This window comes from Serratia sp. DFXYC6, from assembly GCF_057196085.1.
Genome location: NZ_JBXUNV010000006.1, coordinates 149,911 through 170,429 on the forward strand (window position 1 = coordinate 149,911; position 20,519 = coordinate 170,429).

A 20,519-nucleotide genomic window follows, 5' to 3' on the forward strand; every position below is an offset into this window, starting at 1 on the left:
TTTTTTGCCTTAGGTCGTCTGGGTACTTTCTCCGCATAGCCCACCCGAGGAGATGGCCATGCGACATATTTTGATAGACACCGATACCGCTTCCGACGATGCTGCAGAGCTGAAGTGTGAGACGGATATTATTTTAAAAAACACCGATAATTAATAATTAGCTCTAATATATTAAAACTCATGTTTTTTCTTTGAACTTGTTTATTTCTTTATGTATGTCTGATATTTCATTTTCTAGTTCAAGGTCAGTATCAGAAATTTCGTCTATCATTTTCTGAGCAACCTCAGATAACTGGGTCATCTTACTTTTTTCAACGAGACTCTTCGCTTTTGATTTATAATGTTTCGCTTTATACTTCTTGGAGAATCTCATCATCCATTCATGGCATAAAAATGAACGAAAAGAGTCTATCCATTTTGCAAAATAACTATTTGTTATTACCACCAAGACAAGCAATTGGTAATAAACTTGTAAGGATAGGGTCTCAATTAGAATATCTTTATACTTGAAAGTAAAAAGATAATAAACTAATGCACCAAGAGATAGTTGTATGATTATTTTCGGTGCGTCATTTTTACTTTCCATTGGCATCACCTTCAGACTGGTTTGCCTTCCCTGTCTTTTCAGACTCGGTTATAATATTTTGCGTTGTTATCATTACCTCAAGTATCATCCCAAGAATCAGAACAACTAGGTTTGCAGCTACAACATCTTTAGAACCCATTTTTTCGAACTGGTCTAATTTATCAGTATATATATTGGTTATATAAAACCTGTTATCTAGCACTCCATTTTTTTCATTATAAATATAAACAACTTTACATGGTGTGTTATTTAAAATATTTACCATTGAGCATATCAGCTCGGCATCTTCTTTTTTTACATTACAATTTTTTGGTAACTTAACTAATCTAGATAACTTTAATATTGTATTGGATGCCATATCCTTAGCCAAAGTTGTAATAATAAAAATGTCCCCATTTTTTTTAAATCTAACCCGAGACTCCCGCTCATCCTCATCATTACTCAATATCTCAGCATCCGAAATTTTTAATATTGCTTCTTTTATTTCGTCTAAAGTGAACATCCATTCTCCTTTTAAATATTGGCCTTAGTATATCTTTGGCTATAAAATTTCAAATAAAAAAACACCCAGCAATGTGGCTCTCCTAAAGTACAGAAAACCAAAAATTTATTCCCCTGGTAATAGACTCTCACAGAGTGTAGCAACCAAATTGCTCCTTTCAGTGTAGCCGTACTCCAAGACGTATCTCAAGAGCAACTTCCTATTTAATCAAATAAAACAGCTGCGAGAATGGCTATTGCCAGCAACGCTTTGTCATGTCTTTTGAGCCGGGTTAAAGACGATAGTTACTAGATAAGGCGTAACAGCCGAACTGAACAGAGGAGCGCACATAAAGTCCCCATCCAAATTTTCGATCCTGAGTATCGGCTGTTGCATGACGCCTTCGGCTGGCAGGATGACGATTTTAACCGCAGCAACCGACAGGCGCTGGAGGCGAGTTTTCTCGACGGCAACACTAAAATGAAATTAATGAATCAGCTCAAGGCCGGGCCAATGTGACCCGGCACGTGTCAAGGCTGCGCGGGTTTTAACGCCCCTGCGCCGCCAGCGCCTGGGCGCAGGCCCAGGCCGAACTCCAGGCCCACTGGAAGTTGTAGCCACCCAGCCACCCGGTCACGTCCACCACTTCGCCGATGAAATAGAGCCCCGGCACCTTGTGGGCCTCCATCGTCTTGGAAGAAAGTTCGTTGGTGTCGACGCCGCCGAGCGTCACTTCCGCCGTGCGGTAGCCTTCGGTGCCGTTCGGCTGCACGCGCCAGTTCTGCAACAGATCAACCAGCGCCGCTTGTTGCGGCGCATTCAGCTGCTTCAGCGTCGCCTCCGGCAGTTGTCCCAGGGTCTGCAAGCACTCCACCAGCCGCTTCGGCAAATGCAGCGCCAGGGTGTTTTTCAGGCTTTGGTTCGGGTGCTCTTGGCGTTGGTTATCCAGGAAGCCCGCCAGATCCAGCTCAGGAAGTAAGTTAACGCTCACATACTCACCCGGTTGCCAGTAGCTGGACAGCTGCAATACCGCCGGCCCGGAGAGGCCACGGTGGGTAAACAGGATGCTTTCGCGGAAGCTGACGCCGTTCTCGGCGGTGATCACCGCCGGCACCGACACGCCGGATAGCGTCTGCACATGCTCCAGCAGCGGCTTATGCAGGGTAAAAGGCACCAGCCCGGCGCGCGTCGGCAGCACTTTGAGGCCGAATTGCTCCGCCAGTTTGTAACCGAACGGCGAGGCGCCCAACCCCGGCATGGATAATCCGCCGCTGGCCACCACAAGTGAGCGAGCACTTACTTTTTCGCCATTGAGCGCCAGCTGGTAGCCGTTCTCGCTTTTCTCCACGCCCAGCACTTCGCTGCGCAGGCGCATCGTCACCTGGCCCAGCTCGCACTCTTTGACCAGCAGATCCACCACCTGCTGCGCCGAATCGTCGCAGAACAGCTGCCCCAGCGTTTTTTCATGGTAGGCGATGCCGTAGCGGTTGATCAGATCGATGAAGTCCCACTGGGTGTAGCGCGCCAGCGCCGACTTGCAGAAGTGCGGGTTGTTCGACAGATAGGCCGCCGGTTCGGCGTACATGTTGGTAAAGTTGCAGCGCCCGCCGCCGGACATCAGGATCTTGCGGCCCGGTTTTTTGCCGTTGTCGAGCAGCAACACGCGGCAACCGAGTTGCCCCGCCTGCGCGGCGCAAAACATGCCGGCGGCACCCGCCCCAATCACTACGACATCAAACTGTTCCACCTGAGCCTCACTTATCAAAACCACAATCGCGACAAAAGAGCGCCATATTACGCCGTTTCGCCGCCGGTCACCGCCAAATTCACGGCGGCAGATTGTAAAGCCCCGGCGCCGCCAACGCCACAGTAAGAAAATATTACAGAGGTCAGAGGAGAATAACGCGTTGATATTCAATATTTTTGTTATAGGCGCGTCATCGTTTCGTCATGTCCAAATCAAAAAAACGTCATATTTTCCTTTTCCCCGGCCCCGGTTGTCACTGATAATGCGCGGCGTTCATGTCCACAAACTGGCGTAACGCTTATGCTGCATTTGTTCGCTGGCCTGGATTTCCATACCGGCCTGATGTTAATTCTCGCATTGTTGTTCGTGTTGTTTTATGAAGCCATCAACGGTTTTCATGATACGGCCAATGCGGTCGCTACAGTTATTTATACCCGCGCCATGCGCTCGCAACTTGCGGTCGTGATGGCAGGTTTGTTCAACTTTCTTGGCGTAATGCTCGGCGGTTTGAGTGTTGCTTACGCCATCGTCCACTTGCTGCCTACCGATCTGTTGTTGAACGTCAGTTCAGCACACGGATTAGCCATGGTCTTCTCCATGCTGCTGGCGGCAATCATCTGGAACCTCGGCACCTGGTATTTCGGTCTGCCGGCCTCCAGTTCCCATACGCTGATAGGCGCAATCATCGGTGTCGGTTTAACCAACGCCCTGATGACCCACACTTCAGTGGTGGATGCGCTTAACGTCCCGAAAATGATTGGCATTTTCCTTTCTCTGCTGTTCTCGCCGCTGGTCGGCATGATGGTGGCGGGAGTGATGGTGTTCGCCTTGCGCCGCTATTGGAGTGGCACCAAGAAACGCCAGCGTATCCACATGACCCCTGCGGAACGTGAAAAGGTCGACGGCAAACGCAAGCCGCCGTTCTGGACCCGTATCGCGCTGATCCTGTCGGCGATTGGCGTCAGCTTCTCGCACGGCGCCAACGACGGCCAGAAAGGCATCGGCCTTATCATGCTGGTGCTGATCGGCGTTGCGCCGGCCGGCTTCGTGGTCAATATGAATGCAACCGGTTATGACATCACCCGTACGCGTGACGCCGTGACCCACCTGCAGCAATATTACCAGCAGCACGGCGACGCGCTGTCGCATGCGGTGTCGCTGACGCCGCTGGTGCCAAGCCCGGATGACGAAGCGGCGTCTGGCAAACCGGCCGAGTTCCACTGCGACAGTTCTCGCGCCATGCCGGCGATCGAGCTGGCTCAGGGCATGCTGACCAACCTGCAAAGCTACGATCAGCTGACGGTTGACCAGCGCAGCCACCTGCGCCGCCTGCTGATGTGCGTGACCGACACGGCGGATAAAGTCGCCAAGCTGCCGGAAACCTCATCCGCCGACCAGCGCTTCCTGAAGAACCTGCGTCAGGATCTGCTGCAGACCGTCGAGTACGCGCCGATGTGGATCATCGTCGCCGTCGCGCTGGCGCTGTCGCTCGGTACCATGGTGGGCTGGAAACGCGTGGCCACCACCATCGGCGAGAAGATCGGCAAGAAAGGCATGACCTACGCCCAGGGCGTATCGGCCCAGATGACCGCGGCGCTGTCGATCGGCGTGGCGAGCTATACCGGCATGCCGGTCTCCACCACCCACGTCCTCTCTTCGGCGGTTGCCGGGACGATGATCGTGGACGGCGGCGGCGTGCAGAGCAAAACCGTGAAGAACATCCTGTTGGCCTGGGTACTGACCCTGCCAATCTCGATTCTGCTTTCCGGTGCGCTGTATTGGATTGCGTTGAAGCTGATCTAAGCGATAAGCATCATGAGGAAGGCGGCCGCAGGGCCGCCTTTTTTTTGCCTGCATCAAGGGAAACAGAAAGGCATTAATACCAAATCATCATCGCTATCAGGCAGATGACCACCAGGCCGCACAGGGCCGAGGTCAGCATAAACTGCCCGCGCACCCGCTCACAGCGGCGAATAAACTCCGGATCGTGGTGTTCGACATAGCGCTGCGCAAAGATATAGCGCACCAGCCTCAGCTGCTTGCTGGGTTGGCCGTGGGCGGTGAAGAAGCCGCCGCCGTCGACGTATTGGTACAGCAGCGGGTCACAGCCGCGCAATACCACCAGCAGCGCGCGCAGAGAAGAGTAATACCGCACCATGTTTACCACACACACCACACATAAGGCCCAAAACAGCGCGACGGTACTGATCATGATTGCCCCCTCAAGGCGTTGTTATCCGCGGCCATCCGCCGGGTCCAACCGCCCTACCTCATTACCCGATACTCTGCTGGAGCTTACCGCTCTCATCCCCTTTTTTTGCCTGCACGGGCCACGCCCATAACCCACCGCCTCCGAAGACGTTGCCGCAGCGCACGATGAGATTTGCACGGCATGGTTCTACTCAGAGGAGAAATGATGAGGCCCATATCCATCATTGTAGGTTAATGAAACGCAAACTGGCCTGAGCAGTGGATAAAATTTACCGCCCTGTAGCGAAAAGTCACCTGCCGGGGCGTTATAAGCGATAACCGTCCGTTTCGATTATGTCGCTTTTCTGGATAGTCTATCCCGCGCCACGCCGCTGATCTTTCCCCCCACGCTGGCTAGACTCAGGTTTCCGTTACGCTCATCCAAGGAAACTGTTATGGCAAACCATTCAATCAAGGGAAAAACCGTCCTCATCGCCGGCGGCGCCAAAAACCTCGGCGGGCTGATCGCGCGCGATTTGGCTGAACAAGGCGCCAAAGCGGTGGTGATCCACTACAACAGCGCCGCTTCCAAAGCCGAAGCGGAAAAAACCGTCGCCGCCATTCAGGCCGCCGGGGCGCAAGGTGTCGCGCTGCAGGCCGATCTGACCACCGCGGGCGCGGTCGAGAAGCTGTTCGCCGATGCGGTCGCCGCCGTCGGCAAGCCGGATATCGCCATCAATACCGTCGGCAAGGTGCTGAAAAAGCCGCTGATCGACATCAGCGAAGCCGAGTACGACGAGATGACGGCGGTCAACGCCAAAACCGCGTTCTTCTTCCTGAAAGAAGCGGGTAAGCACCTTAACGACAACGGCAAAATCTGCACGCTGGTCACCTCGCTGCTCGGCGCCTTCACGCCGTTCTACGCCGCTTATGCCGGCACCAAGGCGCCGGTGGAGCACTTCACCCGCGCCGCCGCCAAGGAGTTCGGCGAGCGCGGTATCTCCGTGACGGCGGTCGGCCCCGGCCCGATGGATACCCCGTTCTTCTACCCGGCAGAGGGTGCGGACGCCGTGGCCTACCACAAGACGGCGGCGGCGCTGTCGCCATTCAGCCAAACCGGCCTGACCGATATCGAAGACGTGGTGCCGTTCATCCGCCATCTGGTCAGCGACGGCTGGTGGGTAACCGGCCAAACCATCCTGATCAACGGTGGCTACACCACCAAATGAACCCGGCGGGGGCACCTATCGCCCCCGCACCTGCTCGCGCGCAACCGCGCCATGCGGCTACACTCTACTGTCAGAAACGGCGCCAAGGAACAGCAGATCAGCGAGATGGACAGATTCAATCAATACCGCGTATTCGTACAGGTGGCGGAAATGGGCAGCTTTATCCGGGCGGCCCATGCGCTGGAGGTGCCGCGCGCCTCGGTCTCCGCCGCCGTGCAGCAATTGGAAACGCAGCTGGGCGTGCGCCTGCTGCACCGCACCACGCGGCAGGTGCGGCTGACCGCCGACGGCGAACAGCTGCTCGAGCGGCTGCGCCCGCTGCTGGCCGAAGTGGAAGACATCGATCAGTCATTTCAGGCCAGCCAACGGCAGGCCTCCGGACGGCTCAGCGTCGACGTGCCGAGCCGCATCGCCCGCCGGCTGATCGCTCCGGCGCTGCCCGGCTTGCTGCGGCGCCATCCTCACCTGCAGCTGGTGCTCGGCTCCGCCGATCGCGCCATCGATCTGGTGCAGGAGGGGGTCGACTGCGCGGTGCGCGTCGGCGATCTGCACGACAGCAGCCTGGTGATGCGGCCGCTCGGCCATATCGCGCTGATCAACTGCGCCAGCCCCGCCTACCTGAGCGAATTCGGTCATCCGCTCCACCCCGGCGATCTTGCCGAGGGGCACTGGAGCATCGGCTACGCCTCGCCCAGGACCGGCCGCGAATCCCCCTGGGAATACCTAACCGGCGACGGCCATACGCAACGGCTCGAACTGCCCAGCCGGGTGGTAGTCAACAACGCCGAAAGCTATATCGCCTGCTGCCGCGCCGGGCTGGGGCTGATGCAAATCCCGCGCTACGACGTACAACACCTGCTCGACGCCGGTGAACTGGTGGAAGTCCTGCCCGGTTACCGCGCCGCCTCCATGCCGATCGCCCTGATCTACCCCCATCGCCGCCAGCGTTCCCGCCGTTTGGCGGTGTTTCATGAGTGGTTTGAAAGCCTGTTGCAGCCGCATCTGGAGCGCTGATTGCACATTTAGCGCTATACTTTGTTTAATAACGCTTATAATTCAAGCGGTCAGACCGTTAAAACCCGCATAACCCATAGGCTTTTACGCCACGCGGGTGTACAACAAAAGGTATCGTGCGCAGAGATTTTCGATGCGGCGCAGTGTGATCGCCCCAACATATCATTGCGTTATCCGAATGATACTATGGAACCAACAGCGCCAGGCGGGTACACGGAACGCCTGCTAACCCTTTTTAATCGGCATGTTTATGGAAGGAGTATTCTTATGGCTTACAAACACATATTGATCGCGGTAGACCTATCCCCGGAAAGCAAGATCCTGGTAGAAAAAGCCGTCTCTATGGCGCGGCCGTATAACGCCAAAGTTTCTCTGATCCACGTCGATGTCAACTATTCCGACCTCTATACCGGCCTTATCGACGTCAATCTCGGCGACATGCAAAAACGCATCTCTGAAGAAACCCATCAGGCGCTGACCGAGCTGTCGCAAAACGCCGGCTACCCGATCACTGAGACCCTGAGCGGCAGCGGCGATCTGGCGCAGGTGCTGGTGGACGCCATCAAGAAATACGATATGGACCTGGTGCTGTGCGGCCACCATCAGGACTTCTGGAGCAAGCTGATGTCTTCCGCGCGCCAGCTGATCAATACCGTGCACATCGATATGCTGATCGTGCCGCTGCGCGATGAAGAAGACGAATAAAGTAAGCGTTTGCTAACTTAACTGACCAACGCCCGCGCCCTGCGGGCGTTTTTCATGCCGCCACGCCGATTAATCGCTTGATAATCAACCGCCCTCCGATGATATAGTCGCTAAAGACACAACATCCTCCCCCGAGCATCGCCTATACCCATATTTATAAGAAATAGCGGGGGAAATTTAATGCGAAAAGGAGTTATCCATGGAATATGCCGTATCGGTAGAGTCTTTCCTGTCCTCGTTACAACGCCATAACCCTCACCAGCCGGAATATCTGCAGGCGGTGCGCGAAGTGTTCACCTCGCTGTGGCCATTTATCGAGCGCAACCCGCGCTATCGCGAACAGGCGCTGCTGGAGCGCCTGGTGGAGCCCGAGCGTATTATTCAGTTCCGCGTCAGCTGGGTGGACGATCGCGGCCAGGTGCAGGTCAACCGCGCCTTCCGCGTGCAGTTCAACTCGGCCATCGGCCCCTATAAGGGCGGCATGCGCTTCCACCCGTCGGTAAACCTGTCGATCCTGAAGTTCCTCGGCTTTGAGCAGACCTTCAAGAATGCGCTGACCACCCTGCCGATGGGCGGCGGCAAAGGCGGCTCCGATTTCGATCCGAAGGGCAAAAGCCAGGGCGAGATCATGCGTTTCTGCCAGGCGTTGATGACCGAGCTGTATCGCCACTTGGGCCCGGACACCGACGTGCCGGCCGGCGACATCGGCGTCGGCGGCCGTGAAGTCGGCTTTATGGCCGGCATGATGAAAAAACTGTCCAACAACACCGCCTGCGTGTTTACCGGCAAGGGCCTCTCCTTCGGCGGCAGCCTGATCCGCCCCGAGGCGACCGGCTACGGCCTGGTGTACTTTACCGACGCCATGCTGCAGCGCCACGGCCTGGGCTTTGAGGGCATGCGGGTGGCGGTATCCGGCTCCGGCAACGTGGCGCAGTACACCATCGAGAAAGCGCTGGAGCTGGACGCGCGCGTGATCACCGTATCGGATTCCGGCGGCACCCTGGTGGACGAAGACGGTTTCACCACCGAGAAGCTGGCGCACCTGGCGGAGATCAAGAACCAGCGTTACGGCCGGGTGGCGGACTATGCCCGTGAGCGCGGTCTGACGTATCTGGCGGGCCAGCAGCCGTGGAGCGTGCCGGTGGATATCGCCCTGCCGTGCGCCACCCAGAACGAGCTGGATCTCGAGGCGGCGCAGACGCTGATCCGCAACGGGGTGAAAGCGGTGGCGGAAGGCGCCAACATGCCGACCACCATCCAGGCCACCGACGCCTTCCTCGACGCCGGGGTGCTGTTCGCGCCCGGCAAGGCGGCCAACGCCGGCGGCGTGGCCACCTCGGGGCTGGAGATGGCGCAAAACGCCGCGCGCATCGGCTGGCGGGCGGAAAAAGTGGATGTACGTTTACAACATATCATGGCGGATATTCACCATGCCTGCGTGGAATACGGCGGCGAGGGCAAGCAAACCCACTATGTACACGGCGCGAATATCGCCGGTTTCGTCAAGGTTGCGGAGGCGATGCTGGCGCAGGGCGTGCTGTAATCGGGCGCAAAGGTGATCTTGTTCACACATCGATTAAATGCTTCAATGCCGGCCTCTGCGCCGGCATTTTTTTCCGCGTCCAAGCCATCAAAATGATGCGCAAAAGTTAATTAAAAGTTAATAAAAAGTTATTTACAGCCGTTTAGTTGGTAGTAAATTTACCACCGCCAAATAATTAAACATTTATTTAACACTAAATACGTCAATATTTTACTTAAATGTGCGCAGATCACATTTCGTTAACTTCGGCTACGCCCCCTCTTCCATTCCTTTGTAATCTGCAGCGGTGGAAAAACCGCCACCCCTACAGATAAAAAAAGGTACAGCTAATGAAATTTAACCTCGCATTATTAAATGCATGTGTGGTTTCTGCGTGCATGTTATCGACAACACCTGTGTTCGCCGCTGATAAATATGAGATTGCCGTGGTCGCCAAAGTGACCGGCATTCCGTGGTTCAACCGCATGGAAGTGGGCGTCAACGAAGCGGCGAAAAAACTCGACGTCAACGCCTACCAGACCGGCCCTTCTACGCCGGATCCGGCCGCGCAGGTCAAGGTGATTGAGGATCTGATCGCCAAGAACGTCAACGCCATCATCGTGGTGCCGAACGACGCCAAGGTGCTGGAGCCGGTGCTGAAAAAAGCGCGCGACAAAGGCATCGTGGTGCTGACCCATGAATCCCCGGACCAGCAGATCGGCCAGTGGGACATCGAGACCATCGACAGCGAGAAATACGCGCAGGCCAACGTCGATGAGCTGGCGAAAAACATGGGCGGCAAAGGCGGCTACGCGATCTACGTCGGCTCGCTGACCGTGCCGCTGCACAACGCCTGGGCCGATTCCGCCATCAAGTACCAGAAAGAAAAATACCCGGACATGTTTGAAGTCACCTCGCGCTTGCCGGTGGCGGAAAGCATCGACAAATCCTATGCCACCACGCTGGATCTGATGAAAACCTATCCGCAGATGAAGGGCATCATCGGCTTTGGTTCGCTCGGCCCGATCGGCGCCGGCCAGGCGGTGGCCAAGAAGCGCGCCAAGGACAAAATCGCGGTGGTGGGCATCGCCATGCCGGCGCAGGCCGCCCCTTACCTGATGCGCGGCGACATCAAGAAAGCGCTGCTGTGGGATCCGAAAGACGCCGGTTATGCGCTGGTGACGGTGGCCGATCAGCTGCTGCAGGGCAAGGACGTGAACAAAGACCTGTCGATCGAGGGGTTGGGTAAGGCCGACGTCGATATGGAGCACAAAGTGATTCGGTTTAATAAGATTTTGGAAGTGACCAAAGACAACGCCCAATCGCTCGGATTCTGATTTTTCGCGTAATTTCGCCACACCGGGAAAGTAGTTAAACCCTCGTAGGGGCGCAGCGTTGCTGCGCCCAGGGCTTCGGCCGCTACGCAAGCACAGGTTAACGTTATGACAGCCTCCCCCGCATTTATCACCCTGGAGAATATCAGCAAGCGATTCCCAGGCGTGCTGGCATTAGACCAGATCAACCTGACGCTGAATAAAGGCGAAGTGCACTGCCTGGCCGGGCAAAACGGCTGCGGCAAAAGCACCATTATTAAAATCATCTCCGGCGTCTATCAGCCGGAAAAAGGCGCCAATATTTCGCTGGAAGGCAAACTCTTCCACGCCCTGACGCCGCAGCTGTCCGGTTATTACGGCATACAGGTGATCTACCAGGACCTGTCGCTGTTCCCTAACCTGACGGTGGCGGAAAACATCGCCATCCACCGTTACCTGCCCGGCGGCCACTTCTGGGTGCGCAAGCGGGTGATGCGCCAGACGGCGCTGGACGCCATGGCGCGGGTCGGCGTACACATCGATCCCGATAAAAAAGTAGAAAAACTGTCGATCGCCGATCGGCAGCTGGTGGCGATTTGCCGCGCCATCGCCGCCGAAGCGCGGTTGGTTATCATGGACGAACCGACCGCCTCGCTGACCCGCCAGGAGGTCGACGGCCTGCTGCGGGTGGTCAACGAACTGAAAGCAGCCGGCATCTGCGTGGTGTTCGTCAGCCACCGATTGGACGAAGTGATGGAAGTCGCCGATCGCATCAGCGTGATGCGCGACGGCAAGCTGGTGGGCACCTGGCCGGCCAGCGAACTGGACAGCCATGAACTGGCGTTCCTGATGACCGGCCAACGCTTCCACTACAGCCCGCTGCCGCCGCTGCCGCCGGCCGAACAGGCACCGCTGCTCGAGGTGCGCAACCTCAGCCGCGGCGAAAAATACCGCAACGTCAATCTGGCGCTGCGCGGCGGCGAGATCGTCTCGATCGTCGGCCTGCTCGGCGCCGGCCGCACCGAACTGTGCCTCAGCCTGTTCGGCATGACGCGGCCGGACAGCGGCGAGATCCGCATCGAGGGCCAAGCGGTGCAGCTGCACAACAACCGCGAAGCGGTGCGCCACGGCATCGGTTATGTGTCGGAGGATCGTCTGACGCAGGGATTGATCATGGAGCAATCGATCTACGACAACACCATCGTCACCGTCTTCGATCGGCTGCATACCTCGCTTGGATTGCTGGATCACGCCAAGGCGACCGAGCTGGTCAACCGGCTGATCCGCGATCTGAACATCAAGGTGTCCGACAGCGCATTGCCGGTGAAGACCCTGTCCGGCGGCAACGCCCAGCGCATCGCCATCGCCAAATGGGTCGCAACCCAGCCGAAGATCCTGATCCTCGACTCACCCACCGTCGGCGTCGACATCGCCAACAAAGAGGGGATCTATCAGATCGCCCGCGATCTGGCGCAGCTGGGCATGGCGGTGCTGATGATCTGCGACGAGATCCCGGAAGCCTATTACAACAGCCATCGGGTGATGGTGATGCGCAAGGGCGAGCTGATCGCCGAATTCGCGCCGCACCAGAGTACCGAACAACAGATCGCCGAGGTGGTGAATGGATAAGTCATTATTGGCCCGCCTGGCCGGGCGGCACGAGTTTTATCTCGGCCTGCTGGTGCTGCTGCTGGCGATCGGCCTGAGCGCCGGCACCGATGAGTTTCTGACGCTCGGCAACCTGACCGACGTCGCCACCAGCTACGCCATTCTCGGCATCCTGGCCTGCGGGCTGTTCGTGGTGCTGATCGCCGGCGGCATCGACATTTCGTTCCCGGCGGTCACCGCCATCGCGCAGTATGTGATGGCCAGCTGGGTGATCCAGCACGGCGGCAGCTTCCCGCTGGCGTTCGCCCTGGCGATTGGCGTCGGCCTGCTGCTCGGGTTGGTGAACGGTTTCCTGGTGTATTGGCTCAAGGTGCCGGCGATCATCATCACCATCGCTACCCTAAACCTGTTCTACGGCCTGCTGGTGTACGCCACCAACGGTACCTGGCTGTACGGCTTCCCGGACTGGTTCATGAACGGCATCAACTGGTTCTCGTTCCAGGGCGCCGACGGCTACGACTACGGTCTGACGCTGCCGCTGCTGTGCCTGCTGGCGACCATCGTCGTCACCGGCGTGCTGATGAACCGCACCCGGCTGGGGCGCCAGATCTACGCCATGGGCGGCAACCGCGACGCGGCGTCGCGCCTGGGGTTGAACCTGCTGCGGCTGCACTTCTGCGTCTACGGCTATATGGGCATTCTGGCCGGCGTCGCGGCGGTGGTGCAGGCGCAGATCACCCAGTCGGTGGCGCCCAACTCGCTGCTCGGCTTCGAGCTGACGGTATTGGCGGCGGTGGTGCTGGGCGGCACCAGCATGAGCGGCGGCCGCGGATCGTTGACCGGCACCCTGCTCGGCGTGGTGCTGCTGGCCTTCCTGCAAAACGGGCTGACGCTGCTCAGCGTCTCGGCCTATTGGCACCAGGTATTCAGCGGCGCGATCATTTTGATCAGCATCAGCACCACCGCCTGGAACGAAAAACGCAAGCTGCTCAAGGAGATCTGACATGACGCAGTTAACTCGGTTGATCCCAAACGATCGGATCATTCGCCTGCAGGGCGCGATCATCATCGCGGTGGCGCTGCTGTTCGCCGGGCTGCTCGGATCGCGCTTCTTCAGCCTCGGCAACTTCCAGTCGATCGCCTCGCAGCTGCCGATCCTCGGCCTGCTGGCGCTCGGCATGGGCATAACCATGCTGACCGGCGGCATCAACCTGTCGATCATCGCCGGCGCCAACGCCTGTTCGCTGGTGATGGCGGCGATCATCGTCAGCCATCCCGACCAGCCTCTGTTCCTGGCGCTGGCGCTGTTGGCCGGCCTGTTGGTGGCGGTGGCGATCGGCGCGCTGAACGGCGTGCTGGTAGCCTGGATCGGCGTTTCGCCGATCCTCGCCTCGCTCGGCACCATGACGCTGATCACCGGCCTGAATATTCTGCTGTCCAACGGCGCGGTGATCTCCGGCTTCCCGGCGGCGATTCAATTTCTCGGCAACGGCGCCGTGCTCGGCGTACCGGTGGCGCTGATCCTGTTCCTGCTGGTGGCGGTCGGTCTGTGGCTGCTGCTGGAGCACACCACGCTGGGGCGCAGCCTGTACCTGATCGGCTCCAACGAGCAGGCCACCCGCTTTAGCGGCGTGAACACCGCGCGGGTGCAGATCGCGGTGTACATCCTGTCGGCGCTGCTCGGCTGGGGCGCCGCGCTGTTGATGATGGCCAAGTTCAACTCGGCCAAGGCCGGCTACGGCGAATCTTATCTGCTGGTGACCATTCTGGCCTCGGTGCTGGGCGGCATCAACCCGGACGGCGGTTTCGGCCGCATTCTGGGGCTGGTGCTGGCGCTGATCGTGCTGCAAATGTTGGAAAGCGGCCTCAATTTGCTGGGGGTCAGCAGCTACCTGACCATGGCCCTGTGGGGCGGCGTGCTGATCCTGTTTATCGCGTTACAGAATCGAAAAGCTTAGGAGAAAACAGATAATGGCGAGCTATTTTATTGGCGTAGATGTGGGCACCGGAAGCGCGCGCGCAGGCGTATTCGATCTCAATGGGCGCATGGTCGGCCAGGCCAGCCGGGCCATCGATCTGTACCGGCCGAAAGCGGATTTCGTCGAGCAGTCGTCGGATAACATCTGGCAGGCGGTGTGCAATGCGGTGCGCGACGCGGTCAACCAGGCCGACATCAACCCGATCCAGGTCAAGGGGTTGGGCTTCGACGCCACCTGTTCGCTGGTGGTGCTGGATAAAGAGGGCAAGCCGCTGACCGTCAGCCCCTCCGGTCGTACCGAACAGAACATCATCGTGTGGATGGATCACCGGGCGATCGCCCAGGCCGAGCGCATCAACGCCACCAAACACCGGGTGCTGGACTTCGTCGGCGGCATCATTTCGCCGGAGATGCAGACGCCGAAACTGCTGTGGCTGAAACAGCACATGCCCACCACCTGGGCCAACGCCGGCTACCTGTTCGATCTGCCGGACTTCCTCACCTGGCGCGCCACCCAGGACGCCACCCGCTCGCTGTGCTCGACGGTGTGCAAGTGGACCTATCTCGGCCACGAGCAGCGTTGGGACAAGAGCTACTTCCAGCAGATCGGGCTGGAAGACGTGCTGGAACATGACGCGGCCAAGATCGGCAGCGACGTTAAAATGATGGGTGAGCCGCTGGGTCACGGTCTGACCCAGCGTGCCGCCAGCGAGATGGGGCTGATCGCCGGCACGGCGGTGAGCGTATCGATCATCGACGCGCACGCCGGCACCCTCGGCACGCTGGGCGCCACCGGCGTCTCCGGCGAGGTGGCCGACTTCAATCGCCGCGTCGCGCTGATCGGCGGCACCTCCACCGGCCATATGGCGATGTCGCGCACCGCGCGCTTTATCGGCGGCGTCTGGGGGCCGTATTACTCGGCGATCCTGCCGGAATACTGGCTGAACGAGGGCGGCCAGTCCGCTACCGGCGCGCTGATCGACCACGTCATCCAGTCGCATCCGTGCTATCAGGAGCTGCTGGCGCAGGCGAAAGCCCAGGGGCAGACCATCTATGAGGTGCTGAACGCCATTCTGCGCCGCATGGCCGGCGAGCCGGAGAACATCGCCTTCCTGACGCAGGACATTCACATACTGCCGTACTTCCACGGCAACCGCTCGCCGCGCGCCAACCCGACGCTGACCGGCATCCTGACCGGGCTGAAGCTGTCGCGCACGCCGGAAGACATGGCGCTGCACTACCTGGCCACCATTCAGGCCATCGCGCTCGGCACCCGCCACATCATCGAAACCATGAACCACAGCGGCTACAGCATCGACACCATCATGGCCAGCGGCGGCGGCACCAAGAACCCGATCTTCGTGCAGGAGCACGCCAACGCCACCGGTTGCGCCATGCTGCTGCCGGAGGAGAGCGAAGCGATGCTGCTGGGCGGCGCGATGATGGGCACCGTGGCGGCCGGCGTGTTCGACACCTTGCCGGAGGCGATGAGCGCCATGAGCCGCATCGGCAAGACGGTGACGCCGCAGACCAACCAGATAAAAAGCTATTACGACCGTAAATACCGGGTGTTCCACGAGCTGTACAACGACCACATGAAATACCGCCGGTTGATGCAGGAGGAGGCGTGATGCAGCAGGAGTGGCGGCAGGCCGTACAGGGCTGGCAAACCTACAGCCAGGATCTGGCGCAGCTGGGCGAACGCCTCGACGCGCACACCTGGCAGCGGCTGCTGGCGCTGCTGGCCGACTGCCGCGGTAAAATCGCCGTCACCGGCGTCGGCACCTCGGGGATTGCGGCGCGCAAGATAGCCCATATGCTGGCCTGCGTGGAGCGGCCGGCGGTCTATCTCGACGCCACCGGCGCGGCGCACGGCGATCTGGGCTTCCTGCGCGCAGACGATCTGCTGATCCTGATCTCGCGCGGCGGCAATTCCGACGAGCTGACCCGCCTGCTGCCGACGCTGCAGGCCAAGGGGGTGACGCTGATCGCGGTGACGGAAAACCCGCATTCCGCCATCGCGCAGGCGGCGCAGCTGACGATCGCTACCGGGGTGCAGAAGGAGATAGATCCGCTGAACATGCTGGCCACCACCTCAATTGTGCTGGTGTTGGCGATCTTCGACGCCGCCTGCGCCTGCCTGATGGCGCGCAGCGGTTACGACAAGAGCGCCTTGCTGGCGGTGCATCCGGGCGGCGGCGTGGGGAAAAGTTTGCGAGAGGAAAACTGAGGGCCCGACACGGCGGGCCCGGCAGACATTACAGCGGCATGTAGATATCGAAGCGGTGGCTTTTGGTCAGCGTGGCGGCGTGCGCCGGCACGTCGGCCAGCGGCGGCGCGTAGTCCGGGCGTTTCACCACCACGCGCTTGGTGGCCAAACGGCGCGCCGGTTCCAGCAGGCCGTCGGCGTCATCGTCACTGCCCACCAGCGATTGAAACACCCGCATCTCTTTCTTCACCAGCGCGCTTTTCTGCTTGTGCGGGAACATCGGATCGAGATACACCACCTCCGGGCGCGGGCTGAGATCCGCCAGCGCCGTCAGGCTGGAGGCGTGCAGCAGCGTCAGGCGCTCGCGCAGCCACGGGCCGATTTCCGCATCCTGATAGCCGCGCTGCAGGCCATCATCCAGCAATGCCGCCACCACCGGATTGCGTTCCAGCATCCGCACCCGGCAGCCCAACGCCGCCAGCACGAAGGCGTCGCGCCCCAGCCCGGCGGTGGCGTCCACCACGCCCGGCAGGTAGCTGCCCTTGATGCCGACCGCCTTGGCCACCGCCTCGCCGCGGCCGCCGCCGAAGCGGCGCCGGTGCGCCATGGCGCCGGAGACGAAATCGACGTAGATCCCACCGAGCTTCGGCTCGTCGCGCTTGCGCAGCTCCAGCCGTTCTGGGGTCAGTACCAGCGCCATCGGCGCGTCATCGTCGGACGTCAGCTGCCAGCGCTGCGCCAAAACAGACAAGGCGCCGGGATCGGCGCCTGCTTCACACAATAAACACACGCTCACGTGTCGGGTTATCCTTTAATGCCGTAATGGCGCAGCATAGCATCCAGCTGCGGCTCGCGGCCACGGAAGCGTTTGAACAGCGCCATCGGCTCTTCCGAACCGCCGCGCGACAGGATGTTTTCGAGGAAGGATTTGCCGGTCTCGGCGTTGAAAATCCCCTCTTCTTCGAAGCGCGAGTAAGCGTCGGCCGACAGCACTTCCGCCCACAGGTAGCTGTAGTAACCTGCCGCGTAGCCGCCGGCGAAGATGTGGCTGAAGGCGTGCGGGAAGCGGCCCCAGCTCGGCGAAGGCACCACCGCCACCATTTTCTTCACTTCCGCCAGCGTCGGCAGGATCTGCGCCCCTTTTTCCGGGCTGTATTCGAAGTGCATGCGGAAATCGAACAGGCCGAACTCCAGCTGGCGCAGGATAAACAGCGCCGCCTGGTAATTCTTGGCCGCCAGCAGCTTGTCGAGCATTTCCTTCGGCAGCGGCTCGCCGCTCTGGTAGTGGCCGGAGATAAACGCCAGCGCTTCCGGCTCCCAGCACCAGTTTTCCATAAACTGGCTCGGCAGCTCGACCGCATCCCACGGCACCCCGTTGATGCCGGAGACGCCGGCGGTATCGATCTGCGTCAGCATGTGATGCAGACCGTGGCCGAATTCGTGGAACAGCGTGGTCACTTCGTTATGGGTGAACAGCGCCGGCTGGTCGCCCAACGGGCGGTTGAAGTTGCAGGTCAGGTAAGCGACCGGTTTTTGCAACGTGCCGTCGGCCTTGCGCAGGCTGCCGACACAGTCGTCCATCCAGGCGCCGCCGCGTTTGTTTTCGCGGGCGTACAGATCGAGGTAGAAACTGCCGCGCAGCTCGCCGTCGGCGGCGAACAGATCGAAGAAGCGCACGTCCGGATGCCAGGTTTCCACGTCTTTACGTTCTTTGGCGGTGATGCCGTAGATGCGTTTCACCACTTCGAACAGCCCTTCCACCACCCGCTGCTCCGGGAAGTACGGGCGCAGCTGCTCGTCGCTGATGGAGAACAGGTGCTGTTTCTGTTTTTCGCCGTAATAGGTGATGTCCCAGGCTTCGAGCTCGTCCACGCCATAGTGCTGTTTGGCGAAGGCGCGCAGCTGCGCCAGCTCTTGCTCGGCCTGCGGGCGGGCGCGCTTGGCCAGATCGCTCAGGAAGCCGATCACCTGCTCCGGGCTCTCCGCCATTTTGGTCGCCAGCGACTTGTCGGCGTAGGTATCGAAGCCCAGCAGCTGAGCCAGCTCGTGGCGCAGCGCCAGCGTTTCCGCCATCACTTCGCTGTTGTCCCATTTGCCGGCGTTCGGCCCCTGATCGGAGGCGCGAGTGGCGAAGGCGCGGTACATCTCTTCGCGCAGCGCGCGGTTGTCGGCGTAGGTCAGCACCGGCAGGTAGCTCGGCATGTCCAGCGTCAGCAACCAGCCGTCTTGCTCTTTGGCCTGCGCCATCGCCTGCGCCTGCGCCAGAGCGCTTTCCGGCAGGCCGCTCAGCTCGGCTTCGTCGGTAATCAGTTTGCTCCAGCCCATGGTGGCGTCGAGCACGTTATTGCTGTAGGTGGAACCCAGTTCGGACAGGCGCGCGACGATCTCGCCGTAGCGCTGCTGTTTGTCCACCGACAGGCCGATGCCCGACAGTTCGAAATCGCGCAGCGCGTTATCCACCGCCTTGCGCTGCGGCACGCTCAGCGCCTCGAACGCCGCGCCCTCTTTCAGGCTGCGGTAAGCCTGGTACAGCCCTTCGTGCTGGCCGACCCAGGTGCCGTACTCGGACAGCAGCGGCAACGCCTGCTCATAGGCGGCGCGCAGCTCCGGGCTGTTTTTCACCGAGTTCAGGTGCCCGATCGGCGACCAGATGCGCGACAGGCGATCGTCCGACTCCGCCAACGGCTGACACAGATTGTCCCAGGTGAACGGGCCCGGCTGCGCGACCACGCGCTCTACCGCAGCGCGGCAGTCCGCCAGCGCGGATTGCACCGCTGGCACGATATCTTCAGGGCGGATCGCCGAGAAAGGCGGCAGGGAAAACGGGGTCAGCAACGGATTTGTCATAGGGCAGTCCTGATTAGCGTTGGGCCCGCCGCACGGGCGAGCCTTAAAATGCGTATGAATCTCTAACATGGAGCCAGACAACAGGAAAATCAATGCCCGGCGTTGATCGTTCGTGCCTTAAACGGCGCTTTGGCGGATGCGGGCGGCCAGCGCCGCCAGCTGTTCGTCGTCGGCGCGCGCGGCGTCGTGGGAGGAGATATAGCCCTCATAACGTTCGAAAAACTTCGGCGAGGTCGATTCGATCGGCCGCCACTGTTCCAGCGATGCGGTGCCGTGCAGCGGGATCAGTTTGGCGTGCACGTGGTCGACGCCGTAGCCCTCGAACACCATGCCGCAGCGGCCGACGTCGTCGAACGCGCGATCCAGCTGCTTCGCCACCCGCTTGGTCGCCAGCATCAACGCGCTCAGCACCTCGTCCGGCAGATCAAACGCGTAGCTCGGGTGGTGCGCCTTGGGGATCACCACGCTGAAACCGTCAGTGTTGGGAAAGATGGACAGGAACGCCAGATGGTCGTCGTCTTCCCAGATTTTATGGCACGGCGCCTTGCCCGCCACGATGTCGCAAAAAATGCAGCTCATCCTTTCTCCTTGTGATTCACAGCGTTTCAACCCATTCGAACTCTTCGAACACCAGCCACATGTCCGGCGCAAAAGTGCCCTCGCGGGTAAAGAACTCTTGATGCCCCTGGCGCCAAAACGCCAGGCTTTTGTCGCCTTCGCCCTCTTTGGCCGCCATCTCGGCGGTCACCTGGTCGTAGCGCACCAGGCGCAGCGCCAGGGTTCTGATCACGCAGGCCGGTTCACCGCGGCCATCGAGAACGATGCTGTAATCGCCGATCCGCGGGGTTTGTTCCCGACGATAGCTCGCATAGGAACTGCAGGTGGCGGTTTTATCCCCGCTCAGCACCAATCCCAGCAGTTCGTCGGCTAACGCGGGGCCGTCGCCGAATGCCCAGCGCGCCGCGTCGGGGTAATTCGCCAAAATCGCCTGTTTGCTCATCGTCCTGTCCCTTTCTGTTAACGTCTGCGGCAACGGAGTCCGGTTTTTCCCGGCCAGACAGTTTATACTGTGCAGATTATAAGCCTTATT

At 59.6% G+C, this 20,519-nt stretch carries 19 protein-coding genes; 11 read left to right on the plus strand and 8 right to left on the minus strand.

What is annotated here, in order from left to right:
• Positions 1–178: 178 nt before the first annotated feature.
• The 3 genes from AC2CGQ_RS23135 to AC2CGQ_RS23145 form a co-directional block, all read right to left on the minus strand.
• Complete coding sequence (locus AC2CGQ_RS23135; protein ID WP_118892649.1) at positions 179–586, minus strand: hypothetical protein; 408 nt, start codon at positions 584–586, stop codon at positions 179–181.
• Positions 576–1,088: a hypothetical protein gene (locus tag AC2CGQ_RS23140; RefSeq protein ID WP_118892648.1), complete on the minus strand. Its 513-nt coding sequence runs from the start codon at positions 1,086–1,088 to the stop codon at positions 576–578. Before AC2CGQ_RS23140 ends, AC2CGQ_RS23135 begins: the two co-directional genes overlap by 11 nt.
• A gap of 526 nt (positions 1,089–1,614) precedes the next feature.
• Positions 1,615–2,814: a BaiN/RdsA family NAD(P)/FAD-dependent oxidoreductase gene (locus AC2CGQ_RS23145; RefSeq protein WP_234722148.1), complete on the minus strand. Its 1,200-nt coding sequence runs from the start codon at positions 2,812–2,814 to the stop codon at positions 1,615–1,617.
• A 300-nt stretch (positions 2,815–3,114) separates the two neighbouring features.
• Here AC2CGQ_RS23145 and pitA point away from each other — a divergent pair, with 300 nt between their 5' ends.
• Positions 3,115–4,617: an inorganic phosphate transporter PitA gene (pitA, locus tag AC2CGQ_RS23150; protein WP_015379362.1), complete on the plus strand. Its 1,503-nt coding sequence runs from the start codon at positions 3,115–3,117 to the stop codon at positions 4,615–4,617.
• A gap of 73 nt (positions 4,618–4,690) precedes the next feature.
• Here the strand turns inward: pitA and uspB are convergent, their stop codons facing one another.
• A complete protein-coding gene (gene uspB / locus AC2CGQ_RS23155) occupies positions 4,691–5,026 on the minus strand; it encodes a universal stress protein UspB (RefSeq protein ID WP_004930978.1) in 336 nt (111 codons plus the stop codon).
• A gap of 433 nt (positions 5,027–5,459) precedes the next feature.
• Here uspB and AC2CGQ_RS23160 point away from each other — a divergent pair, with 433 nt between their 5' ends.
• The 10 genes from AC2CGQ_RS23160 (at position 5,460) to AC2CGQ_RS23205 (ending at position 16,603) form a co-directional block, all read left to right on the plus strand.
• Complete coding sequence (locus AC2CGQ_RS23160; RefSeq protein WP_004930983.1) at positions 5,460–6,233, plus strand: SDR family oxidoreductase; 774 nt, start codon at positions 5,460–5,462, stop codon at positions 6,231–6,233.
• A gap of 105 nt (positions 6,234–6,338) precedes the next feature.
• Positions 6,339–7,247: a LysR family transcriptional regulator gene (locus AC2CGQ_RS23165; RefSeq protein ID WP_015379363.1), complete on the plus strand. Its 909-nt coding sequence runs from the start codon at positions 6,339–6,341 to the stop codon at positions 7,245–7,247.
• A gap of 267 nt (positions 7,248–7,514) precedes the next feature.
• Positions 7,515–7,952: a universal stress protein UspA gene (gene uspA / locus AC2CGQ_RS23170; protein WP_004930988.1), complete on the plus strand. Its 438-nt coding sequence runs from the start codon at positions 7,515–7,517 to the stop codon at positions 7,950–7,952.
• A 199-nt stretch (positions 7,953–8,151) separates the two neighbouring features.
• Positions 8,152–9,495, plus strand: a complete 1,344-nt coding sequence (gene gdhA, locus AC2CGQ_RS23175) for an NADP-specific glutamate dehydrogenase (RefSeq protein ID WP_016930438.1) — start codon at positions 8,152–8,154, stop codon at positions 9,493–9,495.
• Between the two features lie 329 nt (positions 9,496–9,824).
• On the plus strand, positions 9,825–10,811 hold the full coding sequence (locus tag AC2CGQ_RS23180) for an autoinducer 2 ABC transporter substrate-binding protein (protein WP_031300309.1): 987 nt from the start codon (positions 9,825–9,827) through the stop codon (positions 10,809–10,811).
• Between the two features lie 105 nt (positions 10,812–10,916).
• A complete protein-coding gene (locus AC2CGQ_RS23185; RefSeq protein ID WP_015379366.1) occupies positions 10,917–12,416 on the plus strand; it encodes a sugar ABC transporter ATP-binding protein in 1,500 nt (499 codons plus the stop codon).
• Positions 12,409–13,398 (plus strand): ABC transporter permease, encoded by a 990-nt coding sequence (locus AC2CGQ_RS23190; RefSeq protein WP_015379367.1) that lies wholly within the window; start codon positions 12,409–12,411, stop codon positions 13,396–13,398. The genes AC2CGQ_RS23185 and AC2CGQ_RS23190 overlap by 8 nt, the downstream gene beginning before the upstream one ends.
• Position 13,399: 1 nt before the next feature.
• A complete protein-coding gene (locus tag AC2CGQ_RS23195; RefSeq protein ID WP_015379368.1) occupies positions 13,400–14,353 on the plus strand; it encodes an ABC transporter permease in 954 nt (317 codons plus the stop codon).
• A gap of 13 nt (positions 14,354–14,366) precedes the next feature.
• Positions 14,367–16,004: an FGGY-family carbohydrate kinase gene (locus AC2CGQ_RS23200; RefSeq protein WP_380692270.1), complete on the plus strand. Its 1,638-nt coding sequence runs from the start codon at positions 14,367–14,369 to the stop codon at positions 16,002–16,004.
• On the plus strand, positions 16,004–16,603 hold the full coding sequence (locus AC2CGQ_RS23205; protein WP_484593909.1) for an SIS domain-containing protein: 600 nt from the start codon (positions 16,004–16,006) through the stop codon (positions 16,601–16,603). Before AC2CGQ_RS23200 ends, AC2CGQ_RS23205 begins: the two co-directional genes overlap by 1 nt.
• 28 nt (positions 16,604–16,631) lie before the next feature.
• On the opposite strand, the gene rsmJ is transcribed toward AC2CGQ_RS23205, so the two are convergent.
• From rsmJ to AC2CGQ_RS23225, 4 genes are all read right to left on the minus strand, one after another.
• Complete coding sequence (gene rsmJ / locus AC2CGQ_RS23210; protein ID WP_484593910.1) at positions 16,632–17,378, minus strand: 16S rRNA (guanine(1516)-N(2))-methyltransferase RsmJ; 747 nt, start codon at positions 17,376–17,378, stop codon at positions 16,632–16,634.
• An 8-nt stretch (positions 17,379–17,386) separates the two neighbouring features.
• The gene (gene prlC, locus AC2CGQ_RS23215) at positions 17,387–19,429 is read right to left on the minus strand and encodes an oligopeptidase A (protein WP_484593911.1); all 2,043 of its coding nucleotides are present in this window, start codon (positions 19,427–19,429) and stop codon (positions 17,387–17,389) included.
• 117 nt (positions 19,430–19,546) lie between these two features.
• On the minus strand, positions 19,547–20,008 hold the full coding sequence (locus AC2CGQ_RS23220; protein ID WP_015379372.1) for an HIT family protein: 462 nt from the start codon (positions 20,006–20,008) through the stop codon (positions 19,547–19,549).
• Between the two features lie 16 nt (positions 20,009–20,024).
• A complete protein-coding gene (locus AC2CGQ_RS23225; RefSeq protein WP_004931010.1) occupies positions 20,025–20,429 on the minus strand; it encodes an ASCH domain-containing protein in 405 nt (134 codons plus the stop codon).
• Positions 20,430–20,519: the final 90 nt, after the last annotated feature.

Coding starts and splice junctions, on each gene's coding strand:
- AC2CGQ_RS23225 (WP_004931010.1), bottom strand. CDS start 20,429: ATGAGCAAACAGGCGATTTTGGCGAATTACCCCGACGCGGCGCGCTGG.
- AC2CGQ_RS23195 (WP_015379368.1), top strand. CDS start 13,400: ATGACGCAGTTAACTCGGTTGATCCCAAACGATCGGATCATTCGCCTG.
- AC2CGQ_RS23190 (WP_015379367.1), top strand. CDS start 12,409: ATGGATAAGTCATTATTGGCCCGCCTGGCCGGGCGGCACGAGTTTTAT.
- AC2CGQ_RS23200 (WP_380692270.1), top strand. CDS start 14,367: ATGGCGAGCTATTTTATTGGCGTAGATGTGGGCACCGGAAGCGCGCGC.
- AC2CGQ_RS23140 (WP_118892648.1), bottom strand. CDS start 1,088: ATGTTCACTTTAGACGAAATAAAAGAAGCAATATTAAAAATTTCGGAT.
- AC2CGQ_RS23135 (WP_118892649.1), bottom strand. CDS start 586: ATGGAAAGTAAAAATGACGCACCGAAAATAATCATACAACTATCTCTT.
- pitA (WP_015379362.1), top strand. CDS start 3,115: ATGCTGCATTTGTTCGCTGGCCTGGATTTCCATACCGGCCTGATGTTA.
- uspA (WP_004930988.1), top strand. CDS start 7,515: ATGGCTTACAAACACATATTGATCGCGGTAGACCTATCCCCGGAAAGC.
- AC2CGQ_RS23165 (WP_015379363.1), top strand. CDS start 6,339: ATGGACAGATTCAATCAATACCGCGTATTCGTACAGGTGGCGGAAATG.
- AC2CGQ_RS23205 (WP_484593909.1), top strand. CDS start 16,004: ATGCAGCAGGAGTGGCGGCAGGCCGTACAGGGCTGGCAAACCTACAGC.
- AC2CGQ_RS23180 (WP_031300309.1), top strand. CDS start 9,825: ATGAAATTTAACCTCGCATTATTAAATGCATGTGTGGTTTCTGCGTGC.
- gdhA (WP_016930438.1), top strand. CDS start 8,152: ATGGAATATGCCGTATCGGTAGAGTCTTTCCTGTCCTCGTTACAACGC.
- AC2CGQ_RS23160 (WP_004930983.1), top strand. CDS start 5,460: ATGGCAAACCATTCAATCAAGGGAAAAACCGTCCTCATCGCCGGCGGC.
- prlC (WP_484593911.1), bottom strand. CDS start 19,429: ATGACAAATCCGTTGCTGACCCCGTTTTCCCTGCCGCCTTTCTCGGCG.
- AC2CGQ_RS23220 (WP_015379372.1), bottom strand. CDS start 20,008: ATGAGCTGCATTTTTTGCGACATCGTGGCGGGCAAGGCGCCGTGCCAT.
- uspB (WP_004930978.1), bottom strand. CDS start 5,026: ATGATCAGTACCGTCGCGCTGTTTTGGGCCTTATGTGTGGTGTGTGTG.
- AC2CGQ_RS23185 (WP_015379366.1), top strand. CDS start 10,917: ATGACAGCCTCCCCCGCATTTATCACCCTGGAGAATATCAGCAAGCGA.